The sequence below is a fragment of the Crinalium epipsammum PCC 9333 genome (assembly GCF_000317495.1).
GTDB lineage: Bacteria > Cyanobacteriota > Cyanobacteriia > Cyanobacteriales > PCC-9333 > Crinalium > Crinalium epipsammum.
The window spans coordinates 1876400-1896920 of record NC_019753.1; the positions used below are offsets into that span (position 1 = coordinate 1876400).

The window sequence follows — 20521 nt, forward strand, 5'->3', positions numbered from 1 at the left end:
AGAACTGAGGACTGAGTAGGTAAATGCTCAGAACTCAGCCCTCAGTACTCAAGACTATTTTTTGAAGAAACGAATAAACAACTTTTCCATCTCTACCCAAACGAACATTAACGCACTAAAACCTATGCAAATTCCTAATTCTTGCAAGGTGAGATAGTGCAAATTAAAGAAATCTCGCAGTGGTGGTACATAGATAAGTAGCAGTTGCAAGATGGTGGTGATGGTGACAGCACCTAGTAGAAACAAGTTAGTAAAGGGGTTTAACTCTATTGTTAGCTGAGAATTAGAGCGAACCGCTAAGGCGTGACCCATTTGAGCAATACACAAGGTAGTAAACACCATTGTCTTCCAAGTATCTGGATCTCTTCCTGCTGCTATATAACCAGGTGCATGAGTATATTGGAAAGCCCACCACATCAAAGCAATAGTAATGATGGCAAAGATAATGCCAATTCTTACCATGTAAGAACCGAGTCCCCTAGCAAAAATACTTTCACGCGGGCTGAAAGGCGGACGACGCATAACATCGGGTTCTGGTGGCTCTACTGCTAGTGCAAGCGCGGGTAAACCATCTGTAACTAAGTTCATCCACAGAATTTGCAGTGGCGTGAGTGGGACACCTCCTAAACCCATGAGGGGCGCAGCAGCGATGGTTAATACTTCACCGATGTTACTGCCCAAAATGTACTTAATAAAGCGACGGATATTGGTATAAACTACCCGACCTTCTTCAACAGCGTGAACAATGGTAGCAAAGTTGTCATCCATGAGTACCATGTCGCTAGCTTCTTTACTAACGTCAGTACCAGTGATGCCCATTGCAATACCAATATCTGCTTGTTTCAAAGCTGGAGCATCGTTTACGCCATCTCCAGTCATAGCTACAAATCTGCCACGACTTTGAAATGCTTGCACAATTCGCAGTTTATGTTCTGGAGCCACACGAGCATAGATGCTAACTTGCTCAACTTGTTGTTCAAGTTCTGCTTGGCTCATTTTGGCGAGTTCTTTACCTGTGAGAACGCGATCGCCTGGTTTGGAAATACCTAATTCTTGTGCGATCGCACTCGCTGTTAACTGATGATCTCCTGTAATCATTACAGGTAAAATACCAGCATCGCGACATTCTGCCACAGCAAGGCGCACTTCTGGTCGTGCTGCATCCAACATCCCCACTAAACCCAGCCACACTAATTGTTGCTCTGTGGCTTCATCTGACCCCTCTGGGGGAACATTTTGTAAAGATTTGTAGGAGAAACCCAGGACACGCAGACCCTTAGCTGCCATTTCGTTATTTTTATCTAGGATCTGAGTGCATTGTGCTTCTGTCAATTCCTCCAGCTTGTCATTAATCTGAAGATGAGTGCAACGCTCCAAAATTAATTCTGGAGATCCTTTGGTAAACATTTGTATTTGTGATTGTTGATTGTCCACACTTGATGGCGCACTCTCAACAATTACACTCATCCGTTTACGTTCAGAGGAGAAAGGAAATTCTTGTCTACGGGGCATTCTACTACTGGTTGTTTGCTGATCAACTCCTCCTTTACCAGCTAGTACAATTAATGCTCCTTCTGTCGGATCTCCTAAAATCTGCCACTCGTCTTTCTCATGTTGCAAGATCGAATCGTTACAAATTACACAAGCAAGCATGAGAGTTTGCAATTCTGGATGCTGGTCTGGTGCTACTGTCTGATCACTTACTTGAAACTCTCCAACTGGGTTATAACCTTCTCCTGTAACACGGAAAGTATGGCTGGCAGTTTCTACCAGTTGCACAACCATTTTATTTTGGGTCAGTGTGCCAGTTTTATCTGAGCAAATAGTAGTAACTGAACCCAAAGTTTCAACTGCTGGAAGTTTGCGAATTAAAGCATTACGCCTTACCATTCGCTGAGTTCCCAAGGCTAAAGTAACCGTAATTACGGCTGGTAAACCTTCTGGGACTACCGCTACCGCCATACTTAGAGAAATTTCTAAGAGTTCTTGTAAGGGGCTGAAATTACCAGCCCGAATCAAACCACCTACTACTACTAAAGCAACTAATGCTAAGGAACCTGAAACCAAAACGTTCCCTAACTGAGTCATCCGTTGTTGTAGTGGGGTAGGTTCAGATTCTACCGCTTGCAACATTCTGGCAATTTGCCCTAGTTCAGTCTGCATTCCGGTGTTAGTTACTAGCACCTTGGCGCGTCCCTGGACAACCTCAGTTCCTTGAAAAACTAAGTTAATGCGATCGCCTAATGATGTATCTTCGGGCAAATGCAGAGGTGCTTGCTTGCTTACCGCGTGCGCTTCCCCTGTCAGTGCAGATTCTCTTATTTGCAGGTTAGATTCTTCTATTAACCGACCATCGGCAGCAATTTGTACTCCTGCTTCTAGTAGCATGATATCTCCAGGGACTAAATCCTTCGATGCTACTTCTAGAGGCTTATTATCGCGAATCAAGCGCACTCTAGGAGAAGAAAGCTTTTTCAATGCAGCGAGGGCTTGTTCAGCGCGGCTTTCTTGAAGATAGCCGAGAACACCGTTAAGAATCACAATTGTCAAAATTGCAATCGTATCTTTAAACGGAATTTCACCAGGCTTCAAGTTTCCGCTTCGCATACTCACTATATCTAGCACCCCAGAAATCAGGGCTACTGCAATCAGCATCAACAACATGATGTTGGTGAACTGATCGAGGAGAATTTGCCAAGTACTACGACCGCCTGTTTCTTCTAGTTCGTTAGAACCGTAACGTTCTCTACGTTCTTGGACTTGCTGAGTCGTTAAACCGCGATCGCGATCGCTATCTAACGCCTCTATGCTTTGATCAACTTCCAGAGTATGCCATGCTCTGGTCTTGGGCTGAGAATCGGAAATACTAGATGAGGTCACGGGTAATGGTGTCCTAAAACCTACAAGTTTTGATCATAGGACTTTCAGACCACAGTCCTGATCGCTTACACTAATTTCTCAAGTTGGAACGAGGGGAATTTTGGGGACAAACACTGATACAGCTTGAGGAACCAAACGAAATTTAGCTGGAGTTTTTGTCACAATTTCGCCATCAGCACTAATAGCACGAGGTTTTGGAGTATAAATCTCAATTTCCTGTGCTTGAATGCTACGCACTTTCTGCCACTGATCGTGGTTGCCTTGCCACATTGCAGGTAGTATGGGCATAATCTGCCACCAGTGATCCAGTTCTAAGCTGTATAAATCTAACCTTTGGTCATTGATAGTTGCATCCTCTGCTACTACCATCCCACCACCATAAAACCGTCCGTTACCAACAGCTATTTGGGCAGTGCTGACAGAAATTTTTTCACCGTTAATGATAATGTCGGCTTTAAAGGGGCGCGATCGCCTAACTACTTGCATCGCCACCATAGAATAAGCTAATACTCCCCATTTCTGTTTAACTTCTTTATTCAGTTGCCGCGTAATATCTACGCTTAATCCCATACTGGCAACATTAAAAAAGTGCTTATCATTGACACAACCTAAGTCAATTTGCTGGATATTACCTGCCGCAATAATCTGGCAAGCTTCTGATAAAGGTGAAGGAATTGACAGCGTTCGCGCCAAGTCGTTAGCAGTTCCCATAGGTAAAATCCCTAGTGGTAACTTAGTATCTACCAAACCTTCTGCTGCTGCATTTAATGTCCCATCACCACCACCAATAATTACCAAATCAACATCGTTGCGGTGTTTGCAAATTATTTTCGATATTTGCTGAGGTTTTGCTGTTGATTCTTCTAACAATTCAAAACCAAGATTTTGTAATTCCTTTACAGCGTCAGCTACAGCGTCTTCTCCGCGTCTAGAGTGCCTATTTACTAGCAACAATGCTCGCTTTTTTAAATTATCGCTCATACGTTTGAAATTAATTTATACTTTGGAACTGTTTAGTTATATTATTAAATTTTTTGTAACTATTTCTACTAGAATAGCTATTGTTGCCTCAAGATGCACTATTAAAAAAATAAATCATACACAGCAAGAAAATATAAATTCATTCCTTAGATAGATGTGGGTAATAAAAAAGCACTAAATTAAACTTAATTATTAATTTTTATAAGTTTTGAGTTATTGATTAAAAGTAAATTAGATTAGCGATCGCGCCTACAGCATCAAGATAGAATCAGTAAACCTGATAAAATTTGCCGATGTTCTGTATTTGTGACTAAATGAAACTTTTAATCAGCAACGATGATGGCATCTTCGCGCTAGGCATCCGCACCCTTGCTAACACCCTAGCAGAAGCAGGTCATAATGTTACCGTAGTTTGTCCCAACCGCGAAAGGTCGGCTACTGGTCACGGTCTTACTCTTCACGACCCAATTCGCGCCGAAGTTGTTGAATCAATGTTTCATCCATCTATCAAAGCTTGGGCGTGTTCTGGCACACCTTCTGATTGTGTCAAACTAGCTTTAGGTGCATTGCTAGACGCACCACCAGATTTTGTTTTATCGGGAATTAATCACGGTTCAAATATTGGTACTGATGTGCTGTATTCCGGTACTGTTTCCGCCGCAATGGAAGGGGTAATTGAAGGAATTCCCAGTATTGCTTTTAGTTTAACCAGTTTTACATCCCAAGAGTTTCAAACTGCGGCTGACTTTGCTAAAAAATTATTAGATCGTCTGGAGAAAAATCCCTTATCAGAACCAATGTTATTGAATGTTAATGTACCACCAGTGAAATCAGCAGAAATTGCTGGTGTGGCGATCGCACGTCAAGGTATCCGCCGCTATTTTGACACATTTCAAAAGCGAGTCGATCCACGCGGTAAAACTTATTACTGGTTAGCAGGTGAAGTTTTAGAAGATGTCGAACAACCAGATCATCTGCACTTACCACCTGATCTAATCACAGATGTAGAAGCAATTAAGCAAAATTACATTACTATTACACCCTTGCAATATAACCTGACATCTTCTGCTGGGGTATATGCTTTACAGGAATTAGGAATAAATCAACTTTCCTAATGGCATAATTGCAACTAATACCAAGTCATTCAAATATAGATGCTACTTCACAACTAAACCCTTGTAAAAGGGGACTTGTAAGTATATCTGTTTTAAACAAGGTTATAGCTTTCTTGAGAATGCCATTTTCCCGTTGATATACTTCAATTAATTGTTGTTCTCGATCAATAATCCAATATTCCGAAACTCCTTGAACAGAATAAAGTTTTAATTTTGTTTCGCGATCGCGCTTTTTATCTGCTTCTGTGTTAGACAAAACCTCAACTATTAATTCTGGTGCGCCCGTGAGATGACCAGAATTATCTATTAATTGCGATCGCCTTTCATTACTAACCCATATTAAATCGGGAATTACAGCATCAGATGGAGAAAAAATAATTCCTGGTGTAATATATGGCTTCCCTAACTTAGTTTCAAGCGACCAATGCAATAATGCTGCATAAGTAACACCTATAACATCTTGATGATCTAAATGTGGGGCGCGAGTCACAAATAATTCTCCATCAATAATTTCATAACGATTACTGTTATCAGGAAAACCCTCCAAATCAGTAATCGTCCACCGGACTTGTTCAGAAGCTTTTGTCATAACTACCCCCTAATTAGGAGAAACAGCGTATTCAATCAACTGCGCGACTCGCTGGCGTAAAGTTTCTAACCCTAAATGCTTACTTGCAGAAATAAATACCGCTTGAGGAAATTCTTCTCTAGCTGATTCCAAAGCTTCACCCTTTGCTTGATCAATTTTATTAAAAACAATCAAGGCGGGACCTGGTGTAATTGGCATTTCCGATAAAATTGTCATCACAGACCGCACTTGACTATGCCAAGCTGGGTGAGATAAATCTACAACGTGCAATAGTGCATCTGCTTCGGTAACTTCTTCTAAGGTGGCGCGAAAAGCATCCATCAAAGAAGGTGGTAATTCGTGAATAAATCCTACTGTATCTGTCAGCAGAATTGAACGAGGTTCACCTGTAACCGCATCAGCAATTTTGAGGCGGCGTGTGGTAGGGTCAAGGGTGGCAAATAGTTGGTCTGCTGTGTAAACTTCAGCATTAGTAAGGATGTTTAATAACGTGGATTTACCTGCGTTGGTATAACCGACGATCGCAAGTGATGGTACTTCGCGATGTTGTCTTTGTTGCCGCAGTCGGGAACGATGCGCTTGGAGTTGGTTGACTTGTTGTTGTAGGTGAGAAATGCGACGCTGAATAGAACGGCGTTCTGTTTCTAGTTTAGTTTCACCAGGGCCACGAGTACCGATACCACCGCCTAAGCGCGACATTGCTTGACCTCTACCTGTGAGGCGGGGCATCATATATTCAAGTTGGGCTAGTTCTACTTGCAATTTACCCGCACCAGATTGAGCGCGTTGAGCAAAGATATCTAAAATAACTTCAGTGCGGTCTACTACGCGAATGCCGATTTGAATTTCTAAGTTGCGGATTTGACTGGGTGAAAGATCGCGGTCAAATACAATTAGATTGGCTCCTATTGTTTGAGCAACAAGAGCAATTTCTTGTACTTTACCTTCACCGACGACAGTTTGAGGATGAGGACGCGATCGCTTCTGCTTGACAGTCTGCAATACTTCTCCCCCGGCTGTCTCGACTAACCTGGCTATTTCTGCAATTCCATCTTCATAGCGTTGGGTGTTAGTATCATCGGTTTTTAAGCTGACGACTAAAACGCGATCGCGATCGCCTTCAACTTCTCGCGCAATAAATTTTTGCTCAAAATCCGCTTCCAACCCTTCTACGAGTTCCAGCAAATCTTGATCAGTTAAAACATCCAGACTCATCGGTGGTGAAACTGTCCAACTTGCTTCTGGATGGGGAACAAGATGAGCAAGATATATTTCTTTGACATAACCTGTCGCGCCACCACCACGTTTTTCAAAACCAGATCCGGTAATGTTTAATAAAACTAACGCATCCAATCTTTGCAGCGCCATTGCGGTGAGTGCTGCTTCATTAGGTGGTTCTGATTTAAGCTGGGTAGCTATGCAGCGAATACCACTAAGTCGTTCTGCGCCATAGCGGGGTAATTCCATCGGTGGAATTTGGGTTTGGCGGGGTGTTCCCACTCCTAAACGGATTACTTGTCCGCGACGGTTGATGTAGGCGCAAACTGGTTGGTTAACATCTGTGCTAATAGCAGCAAGTCGTTGGGCGAATTCAGGTGTGGTGATGCGATCGCCTGGTAAGCGTTGATGATATAACTTCTGTAGCTGCTTGAGGTGGCTGGCTTTTAGCCCTTGTAAGTTTCCGTAGATAGTCTCGATATGCGTAACCTTGAATTCATCTACCTCTATTTTATTTATTGAGGTGATTTGCTGTCTCCCTTAAAGGAAATAAGCGCCTGAAACCTCTCAGCCTGTTGCATTGCATCAAAATCTGAGTCAGTTTTTGCTAGGTCACGATATTTAGGATCCAAATTAATTGCTTGTTGCAAGTTATTAATTGCTTGCTCAACATTACCCTGCAAGGCATAACAACAGGCTTTATTGTAAAAAATCTTATCGTCGTCTGGTTTTACTTTCAGTGTTTGGTCGAAAGCTGTAATCGCCTCCTGATAGCGCCCTAAATTAACTAGCGCAATGCCTTTGTTGTTCCAAACTTCGTACTGGTCTGGTTTTACTTTCAGTGTTTGGTCGAAAGCTGCGAGCGCCTCCTGATAGCGCCCTAACTTACCCAGCGCAATGCCTTTGTTGTTCCAAACTTCGTACTGGTCTGGTTTTACTTTCAGTGTTTGGTCGAAAGCTGTAATCGCCTCCTGATAGCGCCCTAAATTAACTAGCACAATGCCTTTGTTGTTCCAAACTTCGTACTGGTCTGGTTTTACTTTCAGTGTTTGGTCGAAAGCTATGAGCGCCTCCTGATAGCGCCCTAAATTAACTAGCACAATGCCTTTGTTGCTCCAAGGTTCGTGGTCATTTGGTTTGACTTTCAGAGCTTGGTCAAAAGCTACGAGCGCCTCCTGATAGCACCCTAAATTAACTAGCACAATGCCTTTGTTTTTCCAAACTTGGTGCTGGTCTGGTTTCACTTTCAGTGCTTGGTCGAAAGCTGCGAGCGCCTCCTGATAGCACCCTAAATTAACTAGCGTATTGCCTTTGTTTTTCCAAGCTTCGTGCTGGTCTGGTTTCACTTTCAGTGCTTTGTTGTAAGCTGCGAGCGCCTCCTCATCACGCCCTAACTTACCCAGCGCAATGCCTTTGTTGTTCCAAGCTTGGTGCTGGTCTGATTTCACTTTTAGTGCTTGGTCGAAAGCTGCGAGCGCCTCCTCATCACACCCTAACTTACCCAGCGCAATGCCTTTGTTGTTCCAAGCTTGGTGCTGGTCTGGTTTCACTTTTAGTGCTTGGTCGAAGGCTGCGAGCGCCTCCTCATCACACCCTAACTTACCCAGCGCAATGCCTTTGTTGTTCCAAGCTTGGTGCTGGTCTGGTTTCACTTTTAGTGCTTGGTCGAAGGCTGCGAGCGCCTCCTCATAGCGCCCTAAATCACCCAGCGCATTACCTTTGTTGTTCCAAGCTTGGTGCTGGTCTGGTTTCACTTTTAGTGTTTGGTCGAAGGCTGCGAGCGCCTCCTCATAGCGCCCTAAATCACCCAGCGCATTACCTTTGTTGTTCCAAGCTTGGTGGTCGTCTGGTTTCACTTTTAGTGCTTGGTCGAAGGCTGCGATCGCCTCCTCATAGCGCCCTAACTTACCCAACGCATTGCCTTTGTTGTTCCAAGCTTGGTGCTGGTCTGATTTCACTTTTAGTGCTTGGTCGAAGGCTGCGAGCGCCTCCTCATAGCGCCCTAACTTACCCAGCACATTACCTTTGTTGTTCCAAGCTTGGTGGTCGTCTGGCTTCACTTTTAGTGCTTGGTCGAAGGCTGCGAGCGCCTCCTCATAGCGCTCTAAATTAACTAGCGTATTGCCTTTGTTGTACCAAGCTTGGTGCTGGTCTGGTTTTACTTTCAGTGCTTGGTCGAAAGCTGCGAGTGCCTCCTCATAGTGCCCTAAATTACCCAGCGCAACGCCTTTGTTCTGCCAAGCTTGGTGGTCGTCTGGTTTTACTTTCAGTGCTTGGTCTAGAGCCGTGATTGCCACTGCGTATTCTTTTGCAGCATAAAGCAGACTTGCTAGTTGATACAATAAGCTAGCTCTATAACTCGGTGTCTGATGATCTTCTTCCAGCAGTTCTTCAATTTCTATAATTTTTTCCCTACGTTCTTCATGAGTTAGAGTTAAATATTTTTCATAGTCTCCTTCCCAAATAATCCGTAATGATTCTTTTTCAACACTTTCTGCATCTGTAGGAAACTCAAATACTCCAGAACGCCAGTCAAAAAAATCTGGAGATCTCTGAATAAAATATTTCAGTCCAAACAAGGGCAAAAGAAAAACAAAACATATATTAAATTTGTCCCTAACTCGTTCGCGCTGTAAATTTAAATGCCCTAAAATACGCGGAACCGTATCTAACTTATAGTAATCGCCCTGTCCGCCATATCCAGGTTGTATATATTGAGTAAAAGATTTTTCCAACCCTTTTATAAAAAGGATATTGATTTGCTCTTTATTCGGCAAATGGTCAACTATATCGTATAAATTATCAATAGGTTCTTCTAAACGTAAAACTTCTATTTTTTTTTGAGTAATATCTTTTTTAACTTTATTAATAATTTCTTCCCCCACTGCTGGCGAACAGCGTACAAATAATACATTAAAACCCTTTGTCCGCCTGAGAGCGCGTACTAAAGCTTTATATTCCTCTTCGGTATCTGCTGGTAAATCTTCGTCCCAGTCAGTTAATTCTAATTTCATGGCTCAAGTTTAGCGAGAACTTGCTTAAATTCTTTAATTTCTTTGATAAGCGGGTGAACATCATACCAACACTGCATTTCTTCTTCATTATCAAAGTAGCGGTATTCTAAAATACAACGATTAAACAAGAGTTTACGATGCTGAGAATCGTTAAGTATTTGCTTAGACTTTGATACAGTGGCTAAAATTGACCATTCATCATGTTCGACATTTCTGCGATAAGTATCTCTCACTCTTGTAATTGCTTTTTGTACTGCTTGAGCAGTAATTGGTAAAGTATCTAAACGATTAATTGCTTCTTGCATGAGCAACAACAAATTTCGTACATGACCCCCACTCATTAAGCAAATTCGCTCTAGCGTATCCTGACTATCAAATACTTCTGTTTCTAAGGAGAGATTAGGATCAAATAACTTAACCCTTCTATCAATCACCTCTTGAATTTTTTTGAATCCTGATTCATAAATTTTACCTTCAGGAGTTTGCACCATAATCATCGGCAATATTTCAGGATCACTATAAGTATCTTTTAGGTCAACTGCACGATTAGAGTAGACCATTGAAATTGGTACAGTGTAGATTAGATGGCAATCTAAAGCTTGCAGTTGTTCACTACGGTCTAAAAAAATCTCATCGTGATTTGTCCGCCCATCTTCTTTAGTGATTGGAACAATCCGGTCTAAATTATCAGCAATTACGACTATATGATTACATCCTGAAGGTAACTTCTTTTTAGCTTCAGCAATAAACTCATTTAAAGCTTTAATTAAGGTAACAGTATGTGGATTTATCTGCTCACGAATTTTTGCGCGTAAACTCGGAACTGCCCTTAAATTTGCTGTCAGTTTAGAAAATTGAGAAATTTGTGCTTCTACGCTTAAAGTATCAAATTCTATTTTCGTCAGTGCTAAATCTTTTAATTCTTGCCAACGGTCTTTTAACCAGTTCAGCACAGGTTGAGGAGTAGTACCTTTAAGGTCTTCTAATAAATGGCGCGTACAAGCTAAAAGAATATCAGTATATTGAGCATCTTCTGGATCAATATCTTCTTCATCAGCAGCAAAATAGACTACACAAAAGTTCTGCTTTTTAAGATATTCCTTCAACCGTAGCAACTCAGTTGATTTTCCCGCTCCTCGATGACCTGCATAAAGTTGGCACGTCATCCGCTTAGAACGACGGATTTGGTTACCCAAATTTACTAAAATATCTCCATCTCCCCGAACTTCTGTACAATCTACATAAGCTGGATGTCCAGGTGGTAGAGGTCGAAACGGGTCAAAAGCGTTGTAGATGTTATCTAGTAAATCTGAAGCCTGAGTCATAAAGTAGTAATTTAAGTAGCTAATGCTATCGTAACCCAGGAATAAACTATCCTAACGGGCAATTTCTCCCTGATAGTTAATTTTTTGATCAGCAGTGCGAGATCCCAAACTGCGATTTGCTACTATCTCAATATCCACAGGTATACCTGTTTGCAAATACTCTGCTGAAATCGGCAGTTTACCTATATTAATAGTGAAACGATTTTTCTGACGGCTAACTAATTCTGCGGGAACCTTACCCTCGTATCTAGTTCTAAAATCCGATATTGAAACATTGAATCTATTAAACCTAGCATCTGATGGGGTTGAGAGATACTTGATAGAAAACTGAGTGGAAACTAAATCTGACTTACCACCTAAATCTACCAAACTCAATTTAAGATTAGACCCACTACCCGCGAATTCTGCCAATTGTAGCTTAGTTGCGTCACTTTGACGAATAGCATTTGATACAACAAACTTAGTTAAATTATTCTGCTGTAATTCTTCACCCTTAACCCACACATCTTTAGGAAGATCAACTTTTATCTGTTCGTTGTCTTCTAAATTAATACTGACTTTTTCATTACTCAAACTACTAATAGGTTGTGGTTCATTCCAAACAAGCTGAAAAGCACTTTCTAACCTGCGGTCAAACTCTCGATATTCATTATTTATTACAGAACCAGGTGCTAAAAGTGAAGTTGCACCTGTGCGAATATCCCATTTATTCTTAGAAAGTTGGAATACTCGATCCTTTAACTCAGACATTGCCACTTTCAATGTTGGCGTATCCTCTGCCAACGGTTCCTTGCGGTTGATTAACGTTAAACTGCCCAAACGCCCTTTGCTACCATCACTACCATTACTTCCCCTGCTACCATCCCTACCATCTGTGCAGTTGAAAGTTCGATTTTTGCATTTGTAGTCAGGACTACCAGGAGTACCAGTGCAAGTTTTAACTTCCCAACGTTCCCTCCTACACTCGCAACCATATCCAGCATTGCCACCACGTCCTGCACGTCCCCCTTCTCCGCCATTAGCGCGAACCAAGATTTTCCTTAAATCTGCTGGATTAGAGTAGTAAACAGTCAACGAACCGCCATCACCGCCTTTACCACCATTACCACCACGTCCCCCATCACCTCCGTTAGCTGCACGCAGATTGCGTTCAACATCTTGGGGTTGTCTACCGCAAAAGGCATCGTCGCCATCATCGCCATCTTCTGCATCTTGACCATCTTCACCTGAAAGCTCTAAATTAACGCTCTCACCATCAGCAGAAATAGTTTGGCTATCACCGTTTCTACCTGATTTACCTGTGCGTCCGCTATTACCATCTTGTCCATCTCTGCCAAAATCTCTTTCCAAACCCCAAGCAATTAATGGACAGAATATTGATTGGGTAGGTGGGAGGAAGTCAGGGAAGGTGAGGATAATTAGAAATATAGATAGCTTACTTAATAGATGCGTTGGCATCAGATTTTATCCTGTTAAGGAAAGCGCGATTTTTAGATAGATTTATTTGATTCACTAAGAGGTTATAAAGTTCCCCCAATAGGCAGATGAATTGTAAATATTTTATGAATTAGGCATAAAACCAGTAACCCAGATGTCCGATGTTTTTGTATTTCATCTGCGTTTATCTGCGTTTATCTGCGGTTAAATCAACTCTTAACCAAAAAAATATTTGTTGCAAAAAGTATATTTATGCCCCAACCGCTTAGACAGCGATCGCAACTTCAATCACTAACTATATAGTTAATGATGAGTGCGATCGCTACCATACTTAACTGCTTTATTGATGAATTTTGGCAGCCTTAAGCATATGGTAAGAAATGAGTAGCTGAGTAATAGCAAGAGGATAACTTTGGAGCGTTTCCCCAGTTGTACCGATCAGTTTGCCAATATCTGGGTTGCCTTGCATACTACAGTATGGCAAGAGGTCAGGAATATCATTACATAGCATCCTCTCTATTTCTAATACTTGGTTGCTAGTGGCATGACCATCAACTTCCAGCACATCGACAGGTTTGCCCATATCCCGCTCTAGTTCCAGACGAACAGCATTCCCATCGCTATTACTAAGATGTAAAATCTTTGTCATGTCTGGATGTGGAATAGTGGGTCTAAGTACCAAACGCACATTCAGTTCAGTATTACTTTCCTCTGGCTCATCACTAGGCGGGTAAAAACTAACTACTATATCTGACCACTCACGTTGAGGACGAATAAAATTCTCGGAGTCAGATTCACGCTTTCTAAGTTGTTCAATAACTTCGGCTTCACTGTAGCCACGTTTGCGAGTATCGCGCTTGACTTTCCACTGAGTTCGTAAAGACTCAGGAGGTGCTAAAAATACTTTAACGTCATAACAATCCCGTGCAGCCAGGGTAGAATAACCCAGCAATCCCTCAATAATTACAAACTTCCTTGGCTGGATGTACTCTGGCGCATCTAATGTACCGCTTGTATGACCGTAAATTGGCTTGAGGATTGGTTGTCCATTTCGTAGCAGCGCTAAATGCTGCTCCATAATATCCACGTAGTTACAGTCAGGATGCAACGCCGAAATTCCATTTTCTGCACGTTGACGGCGATCGTACCGATGATAATCATCAGTACAAATAATTGTGACATTCTCTGCACCCACTACCTGAGCAATTCCCTGGGTTAGTGTTGTCTTACCAGCAGCGCTGTCACCGACGATACCAAGGATAATTGGACGATGGCTCATAATTCCTCTTGTAGTTGGGGTAAGTCCAGTGATGGACTGTAAATAATTGAACTTTTGTTACGACTTCTCAGTTAGGCAAAGCGATGATGATCAATCAGCCGTTTGAGATCCACAGATAATAAATCAAACGTAGCAGAAGTTAGCGCCGTGTTTGCCTTTCATGCCCTTGGTAACATTGAACCATAGGGTTTACCGTCTGCGCGATCGCACGAACAACAGTTTGCAACTCCTGGGATAACCAGTTGTCATACTTAGGGTAAACAGGCAAACGGGGTACTAACTCCCATCCAGCAGGCTCTAAAATTTCACTTAATTTTTGATAATCAGGATGTGGATAATCAGGATTCACCTCATCTTTAGGGCTAATTCCCCCTAAATCTCTAGCACCAGCATCTAAACAAGCTAATAACCAACTTGCATCTGTCACTAAATTTGGTGGAATTTGGATAGTAATATCCGACGGTAAAATCTCACGCGATGAGGCAATTACTTCTGGTAACTGATATACATCAAACGCTGGCGCATTCGATATTTGCTGACTTCCAGGGCTATGGGGTTGCAAAATTACCTCTTGTATATGTCCCCAACGTTGGTGAATTTGGGAAATTGCCTCCAAACTTTCCCAGCAATCTTGCTGCGTTTCCCCAATTCCCAGCAATAACCCAGTCGTAAACGGAATTTGCAACTCACCCGCCCATTCCAACTGTTGCAACCTTACTTCTGGTAACTTACTCGGTGCGTGTTTATGAACAGTATCCAGCAGTTTAGGCGTTAGCTGCTCCAGCATTAGCCCCATTGAAACGTTAACCTTTTTCAACAGAGCCATTTCTGCATAACTGAGAATTCCGGCATTCGTATGAGGCAGAAAACCCAAATCAAGCGCCAATTCGCATAAATCATAGATGCGCTGAAACCAACCTGCACGTCGTGAAGACTGAGGATGCACCTCACCACTCAAGATGAGAATTTCACAAACACCCTGAGAATGAAGTGGTTTTAAAACTGCCTCGGCTTGTAACAAAGTCATCCAAGGGCTTGTTCCAGGATCATCACGAAAGTTACAGTAACTACAGCGATTAAAGCACTCGTAGGTAGGAACTAAGGTATAAGCAGGGCTATAAGTAACGGTTCGGGAGCCTAGATAAAGCATAAAATAACAAAAACTAATAATTGCAATAAATAAACTAAATTGTCATTTTGTTAAGAATAACTTTACAAAAAGCAACAAAGGCGTTAATGTATTAATAACAGGCAGCAAACAAAGCTGCTTTGAACCAAGAAAATTAAATCGCCATTATTCACAAATGACTACAACCATTCAACGTCGCGAAAGCGCCAACGTTTGGGAACGCTTCTGTGAGTGGGTCACCAGCACCGAGAACCGCCTCTATGTAGGTTGGTTCGGAGTATTAATGATCCCTACCCTACTAAGCGCCACCATTTGCTTCATCATCGGATTCATCGCTGCACCTCCAGTAGACATCGACGGAATCCGTGAACCAGTAGCTGGTTCATTGTTGTACGGCAACAACATCATCTCCGGTGCAGTAGTTCCTTCCTCTAACGCTATCGGTCTGCACTTTTACCCAATATGGGAAGCAGCCAGCTTAGACGAGTGGCTCTACAACGGCGGCCCATACCAATTGGTAATTTTCCACTTCTTGATCGGTATCTTTGCATACATGGGTCGTGAATGGGAATTGTCTTACCGCTTAGGTATGCGTCCTTGGATCTGCGTAGCATATTCAGCACCAGTAGCAGCAGCCACAGCAGTATTCTTGATCTACCCAATTGGTCAAGGTTCATTCTCTGATGGTATGCCTTTAGGAATCAGTGGAACATTCAACTTCATGTTGGTATTCCAAGCAGAACACAACATCTTGATGCACCCTTTCCATATGTTAGGTGTAGCAGGTGTGTTCGGTGGTTCCTTGTTCAGTGCAATGCACGGTTCTTTAGTAACCTCTTCCTTGGTGCGTGAAACCACCGAGATCGAATCACAAAACTACGGTTACAAATTCGGTCAAGAAGAAGAAACCTACAACATCGTTGCAGCCCACGGCTACTTCGGTCGCTTGATTTTCCAATACGCATCATTCAACAACAGCCGCAGCTTGCACTTCTTGTTGGGAGCATGGCCAGTAGTAGGTATTTGGTTTACCGCTCTGGGTATCTCCACAATGGCGTTCAACCTCAACGGGTTCAACTTCAACCAGTCAGTGGTTGACTCCCAAGGTCGTGTAATTAACACCTGGGCAGACATCATCAACCGCGCCAACTTGGGTATGGAAGTAATGCACGAGCGCAATGCTCACAACTTCCCTCTAGATTTGGCTGCTGGTGTTGAAGCTCCTGTTGCTCTTACTGCTCCAGCTATCAATGGTTAATTTTTAGCACTCTTGCTAAATCAAAAAAGCGTCTCCTTTTGGGGGGCGCTTTTTTATTGGCTGTTATTTATAGCACTTAGCAGTTAGCTTTTTAAACGGAATGGTTACTATAGTTTATAGATAAAAATTGGAGATAGGAAAACGGTTTACACACGCCCATTAGCTCGATTAATTGAGCAATTACAACGCTTACCTGGAGTTGGCCCTAAGACTGCTCAAAGGTTAGCTTTACATATCCTCAAGCGATCGCCCGCAGAGGTAGAGGAACTAGCTAAAGCCTTGGTTGAAGCAAAAAAGCAAGTAGGTTTGTGTCAGGTGTGTTTTCACCTCTCTGCTGAACCAGTTTGCGAAATCTGTCGCAACCAAAACCGCGATCGCACTACTCTCTGTGTAGTTTCTGATTCCCGCGACGTGATTGCTCTGGAAAAAACACGGGAGTATGGTGGCAAATATCACGTTTTAGGTGGCGTAATTTCTCCAATGGAAGGAATTGGGCCAGATCAATTGCATATTCAATCACTGGTAAGACGAGTTAGCCAGCAAGAAGTTAAAGAAGTGATTATTGCAATCAGTCCTAGTATAGAGGGTGAAACAACAACGCTCTATGTAGGTCAGTTGTTAAAGCCTTTTACAAAAGTAACGCGGATAGCTTTTGGTTTGCCGATGGGTGGTGAGTTAGAATATGCCGATGAGGTAACTTTAGCGCGGGCTTTGGAAGGACGACGAGAGCTAGATTAGGAAGTGGCATTTTGAACTATGCAATCAGGTTTAATATCGCCAGTGCGATCGCAGTTCTTTTTAGTGCATTTTTGTAGTTTACCGCGATCACACGTCTCTCAGTCTTCGCACCTATATTTTTACAAAACTTTCCTGCGCCCAACTACCATGTAACCCATAAGGTACATGATGCTTCAGGTGTAGCCTTGCAACTGCTCCTTGGTTCAAATCACGCCCATCTAAAATCACCACATCAGAACGGTGACGGGATGAATCATAAACCACAGTTAGCACCCAACCATCATCTTCTGCACTAGCATCAGCGCGAGGGACAAATACTGGTTCACTCACAAATCCTTCAGGCGCAGCACTCCAAAGTTGCCTTTCCTCTGTTTCCAAATCAGCTTTTAGTATCGCTTGTAAAGGTGCATTACCAGTGTTATTATGAGCCGCACCCATAAATACATAGCGGTAAGGTCTTCCCATGTGTGAGGGATGAACAAAAGGAAACTCACAACAACGGTTTTCTAACTGTTGACGCTCTACTGTTTCATTCTCTAAATTAACTGTGAACCGCCACAATTGACCTGGAGATATAGCATCAAACTTTACCTCTCTAAAATCAGAATTTGGTTCGACTTCTGGGAAAGATTGATAGCAAATTGAGTCAATATAAATTTGCCCATCCTGTTCAAAAGCATTGGCATGGTGGAACACAAAACCTGATTTCGTCTCCAACATCTGCACCCCACTTTTCCCCCCTTTAGGAAGCACAGTATTATTGCGAGGAATCACAATAATCTTAGTTGATTGTTCAGGATGAAATTCAATACACTCAGCAGCACCACGCAACCCTAAAACATAAGGTAAAGGATTGATGCTAACAGGATTTTGGAAAAAGATGCAGTAATTAGGTGTAATTGCAAAATCGTGAATAAAAGCGAAACCAGGAACACTATGGGCGTGTTGTTCCACTACCTTGCCATTAATATCTAATTCATAAATAGTAATGGTGCTAGAAAGCCCAGGTTTAATAGAAAAGTTAACTAGGTGTGGAGTTCCGTCTTTACTACTAGGATCAATTCGCGGGTGGGCAGCAAAGGCATCACCCTCATCCAACACACCGTCAAGATAATCTAATCCTAGTGTTTCTAAGGTGTAAGGATCTAACCTATGAGGTTCTGCTGCTTCCCACAGTGCAAGTAATTTACCACCCCAATAAATTACTTGAGTATTGGCAATATTTTTCTTTCTAAGATCAAAAGCATTATTCAAAACACCGCCTGGTTTTTGAGTACCAAAAACGCCACGATAAAGAATTTTGCCTGCTGCTTGTTCTTCTACAAATGCTTGTGTACGCACAAAGCGGTTGCGATAATGAGCGCGACCATCGGAGAATGCGATCGCACTAATCATCCCATCTCCATCAAAGGGATGATGAATTTTTTCCCCATTAACATCTAATAAACCAGGACCATTGCGAAACAAAGTCCCACTAAGTTCTACTGGAATTTGTCCTTCTACATCATCGATCCAATAATCATATTCATCTTTCTGAGATTGATAGCCTTTTGCCCATCCTTGAGCGTTATAGGATAGCGCATCAGTAGGTACTGCAAAACTTTCTTGAACTGGTATGCTCTGCATTGGTAATCACCTGTATTATTAGTTTTCTAAAATTTGATAAATCAAATAGTTAAAAGTCCAGATCTTCCCCTTTTAAAAGGAGGACAATTCCATCAAAGTCCCCCTTTTTAAGGGGGAGTTAGGGGAACCTAAATCTGACGGGTTAGTTTGAAAACACGCTCTATGGGTGGGGTTCTTTACTTTCGGTTAATTGACCGAACTTAATATTACTCCTCACTTTCTTTTACACTGCTTCTAAACCGAATAAATTCTGGTAGAAAATCCGGTAAGAAAGGCTGATCTGATGTTTGGGAACCAGTCGCATGATGTTCTATAACTGACGCTGGCGGCAATGATTGAGCCGTTTGTTCCGCCGCAACTGCTGCTTGCGGATCAGATTCAGGTAGCCAACCTACGAATGGCAGAGGTAAAAGAGTGCTGAGGTTCGTAACAACAACTAATAGCCATAATCGCTCAAAGTTAGTTTCTGTGACACCCATCCAATAGGTGATTAAAGCTCCAAATTCATGAGATAACAGCCCAGCTAAATTATTTACTGACATCAGCAAGGCAAATAAAGTCGCTTCTACTCCAGGTGGACACAAACGCGCAGCTAATACCAACACGGGCATAAATGTAATTTGTCCCATCACTGTTAATATCACGCTGTCTCCCAAGCTAAACCAGTGATCGTCTATACCTAAAGAGCGGTTGGCATGGGTAACTAACAATAATGTTGTCATTCCCAAACTTGCAGACAGAATTGTTGTCCAAGCAAATATTGTTCTAAAAGGAATTGTTTTTAGAAATCGCTGAAAAGCCCAAACTCCCACCAACGCGGCGAGACTTGTTACAAAACGCACCCGCCCTAAAAATTCTGGCTGAAATCCTAGCTCATTTGTAGTGAAATAAAAGAAGGCTGAATCAGCACTGGGTGTTGCTTGCCAGAGAAATATGAAAGCCATCGGCAATAAAATAGACTTTTGGCTAACTGCTTTTTTTAACTGTCCTACCTGTTGCCATACAGTGGATACGTCTGGACGTTTGTTAATTCGTTCTTCGGCAATAAACCAAGCCACCCCTGAAACAATTAGAGGAAAACAAGCGGTAACTCCAAATACCGTTCTGGTACTGAAGTGTTGGAGTAGTAAGCCACTAGAGTAAGCTGTTAGTAGCCCTCCAACTGCTGATGCTCCCCAGCAAAGAGATTGTAGTGAACCCGCAACGCTATGAGATTCTGCTCTAGCTCGTTCTACAACTAAAGAATCTACAATTACATCGCTAACAGCAACGGAAAGAGAACTAAGTGCGATCGCACCCGTAGCTGCCCATGCAGTATCGACAATTGTTGCTAAAGCAGCCCAAGACAATACACCTAGCAACCCCGATAAAATTAGATAGGGGCGACGGCGATAGCCAAATACTGGTAAACCATCTGAGATAAAACCGAAGACTGGCTTAATTACCCAAGGTAAAGCAGCAATACCCATTAAAGCTGAAACTTGCGCTGGACTAAGCCCAAGCTCATCTTTGAGGAAAAAACTTACTGCCAAACGCGCCAAGCCCAAGATGCCCTGCACCATATACACCATTAATATGGCGATTAACTCAGGAGTCGGCTCGTGACCAAAAAAAAGTTTTTTTACCGTAGAATCTTTTATCTCGGATAAGCGATCGGCTAAAACTACCATTGATAAAGATTTTTTAAGAAATATCAATCTTTATTATGATAGCTGGCATTCCTTGTAATCATACCTACCATCGGTCAAGGTTCTACTACAGATGCCATCCTTCAGGTGTAAACCATAAGAGGCAATCTACTAGGAAACCAAAGCTATGAATCTTCAACCATTTGGTTGCTGCCCTAGTTTTCCTAAATGTTAAAAAATCAAGATTATGTCGATGCGATCGCACTCACTTAAATTTCTCTTGTAGACAGGTTGTAATTTTACT

14 protein-coding genes are annotated in these 20521 nt (G+C 42.3%); 3 read left to right on the forward strand and 11 right to left on the reverse strand.

The features are described 5' to 3' along the window. Positions 1–54 precede the first annotated feature (54 nt). Together CRI9333_RS07960 and CRI9333_RS07965 are read right to left on the reverse strand one after the other, a co-directional pair. Positions 55–2880 carry a cation-translocating P-type ATPase gene (locus CRI9333_RS07960; protein ID WP_015202654.1) on the reverse strand — a complete coding sequence of 942 codons (2826 nt, stop codon included), beginning with the start codon at positions 2878–2880 and terminating at the stop codon, positions 55–57. Between the two features lie 78 nt (positions 2881–2958). Beyond that, positions 2959–3861 (reverse strand): lipid kinase, encoded by a 903-nt coding sequence (locus tag CRI9333_RS07965; protein ID WP_015202655.1) that lies wholly within the window; start codon positions 3859–3861, stop codon positions 2959–2961. A 314-nt stretch (positions 3862–4175) separates the two neighbouring features. Here CRI9333_RS07965 and surE point away from each other — a divergent pair, with 314 nt between their 5' ends. Next, positions 4176–4976 carry a 5'/3'-nucleotidase SurE gene (surE, locus tag CRI9333_RS07970; RefSeq protein ID WP_015202656.1) on the forward strand — a complete coding sequence of 267 codons (801 nt, stop codon included), beginning with the start codon at positions 4176–4178 and terminating at the stop codon, positions 4974–4976. Between the two features lie 25 nt (positions 4977–5001). On the opposite strand, the gene CRI9333_RS07975 is transcribed toward surE, so the two are convergent. From CRI9333_RS07975 to cofG, 7 genes are all read right to left on the reverse strand, one after another. After that, positions 5002–5565 carry a Uma2 family endonuclease gene (locus CRI9333_RS07975; RefSeq protein ID WP_015202657.1) on the reverse strand — a complete coding sequence of 188 codons (564 nt, stop codon included), beginning with the start codon at positions 5563–5565 and terminating at the stop codon, positions 5002–5004. A 9-nt stretch (positions 5566–5574) separates the two neighbouring features. Then, the gene (gene hflX / locus CRI9333_RS07980) at positions 5575–7263 is read right to left on the reverse strand and encodes a GTPase HflX (protein ID WP_157462288.1); all 1689 of its coding nucleotides are present in this window, start codon (positions 7261–7263) and stop codon (positions 5575–5577) included. Positions 7264–7298: 35 nt separating this feature from the next. Further along, positions 7299–9797, reverse strand: a complete 2499-nt coding sequence (locus CRI9333_RS07985; RefSeq protein ID WP_015202659.1) for a tetratricopeptide repeat protein — start codon at positions 9795–9797, stop codon at positions 7299–7301. Beyond that, a complete protein-coding gene (locus CRI9333_RS07990; protein WP_015202660.1) occupies positions 9794–11122 on the reverse strand; it encodes an AAA family ATPase in 1329 nt (442 codons plus the stop codon). The genes CRI9333_RS07985 and CRI9333_RS07990 overlap by 4 nt, the downstream gene beginning before the upstream one ends. A 51-nt stretch (positions 11123–11173) precedes the next feature. Further along, positions 11174–12580 (reverse strand): hypothetical protein, encoded by a 1407-nt coding sequence (locus CRI9333_RS07995; RefSeq protein ID WP_015202661.1) that lies wholly within the window; start codon positions 12578–12580, stop codon positions 11174–11176. A gap of 319 nt (positions 12581–12899) precedes the next feature. Then, positions 12900–13838 carry a phosphoribulokinase gene (locus tag CRI9333_RS08000; protein WP_015202662.1) on the reverse strand — a complete coding sequence of 313 codons (939 nt, stop codon included), beginning with the start codon at positions 13836–13838 and terminating at the stop codon, positions 12900–12902. A gap of 139 nt (positions 13839–13977) precedes the next feature. Further along, positions 13978–14988: a 7,8-didemethyl-8-hydroxy-5-deazariboflavin synthase subunit CofG gene (cofG, locus tag CRI9333_RS08005; RefSeq protein ID WP_015202663.1), complete on the reverse strand. Its 1011-nt coding sequence runs from the start codon at positions 14986–14988 to the stop codon at positions 13978–13980. Between the two features lie 154 nt (positions 14989–15142). On the opposite strand from cofG, the gene psbA reads away from it, so the two are divergent. Then, positions 15143–16225 (forward strand): photosystem II q(b) protein, encoded by a 1083-nt coding sequence (gene psbA, locus CRI9333_RS08010; RefSeq protein ID WP_015201290.1) that lies wholly within the window; start codon positions 15143–15145, stop codon positions 16223–16225. A 126-nt stretch (positions 16226–16351) separates the two neighbouring features. Continuing rightward, the gene (gene recR / locus CRI9333_RS08015; protein WP_157462289.1) at positions 16352–16963 is read left to right on the forward strand and encodes a recombination mediator RecR; all 612 of its coding nucleotides are present in this window, start codon (positions 16352–16354) and stop codon (positions 16961–16963) included. Positions 16964–17074: 111 nt separating this feature from the next. Here recR and CRI9333_RS08020 read toward each other — a convergent pair whose 3' ends face one another. Further along, positions 17075–18589, reverse strand: coding sequence for a carotenoid oxygenase family protein (locus CRI9333_RS08020; RefSeq protein WP_015202664.1), 1515 nt, complete (start codon positions 18587–18589; stop codon positions 17075–17077). Positions 18590–18795: 206 nt separating this feature from the next. Continuing rightward, a complete protein-coding gene (locus tag CRI9333_RS08025; protein ID WP_015202665.1) occupies positions 18796–20259 on the reverse strand; it encodes a folate/biopterin family MFS transporter in 1464 nt (487 codons plus the stop codon). Positions 20260–20521: the final 262 nt, after the last annotated feature.

Bases quoted from the DNA above. Each gene is read 5' to 3' on its own strand.
- CRI9333_RS08020 (WP_015202664.1), bottom strand. From the start codon at position 18,589: ATGCAGAGCATACCAGTTCAAGAAAGTTTTGCAGTACCTACTGATGCG.
- cofG (WP_015202663.1), bottom strand. From the start codon at position 14,988: ATGCTTTATCTAGGCTCCCGAACCGTTACTTATAGCCCTGCTTATACC.
- CRI9333_RS07990 (WP_015202660.1), bottom strand. From the start codon at position 11,122: ATGACTCAGGCTTCAGATTTACTAGATAACATCTACAACGCTTTTGAC.
- psbA (WP_015201290.1), top strand. From the start codon at position 15,143: ATGACTACAACCATTCAACGTCGCGAAAGCGCCAACGTTTGGGAACGC.
- CRI9333_RS07965 (WP_015202655.1), bottom strand. From the start codon at position 3,861: ATGAGCGATAATTTAAAAAAGCGAGCATTGTTGCTAGTAAATAGGCAC.
- CRI9333_RS07975 (WP_015202657.1), bottom strand. From the start codon at position 5,565: ATGACAAAAGCTTCTGAACAAGTCCGGTGGACGATTACTGATTTGGAG.
- CRI9333_RS07995 (WP_015202661.1), bottom strand. From the start codon at position 12,580: ATGCCAACGCATCTATTAAGTAAGCTATCTATATTTCTAATTATCCTC.
- CRI9333_RS07985 (WP_015202659.1), bottom strand. From the start codon at position 9,797: ATGAAATTAGAATTAACTGACTGGGACGAAGATTTACCAGCAGATACC.
- CRI9333_RS08025 (WP_015202665.1), bottom strand. From the start codon at position 20,259: ATGGTAGTTTTAGCCGATCGCTTATCCGAGATAAAAGATTCTACGGTA.
- surE (WP_015202656.1), top strand. From the start codon at position 4,176: ATGAAACTTTTAATCAGCAACGATGATGGCATCTTCGCGCTAGGCATC.
- CRI9333_RS08000 (WP_015202662.1), bottom strand. From the start codon at position 13,838: ATGAGCCATCGTCCAATTATCCTTGGTATCGTCGGTGACAGCGCTGCT.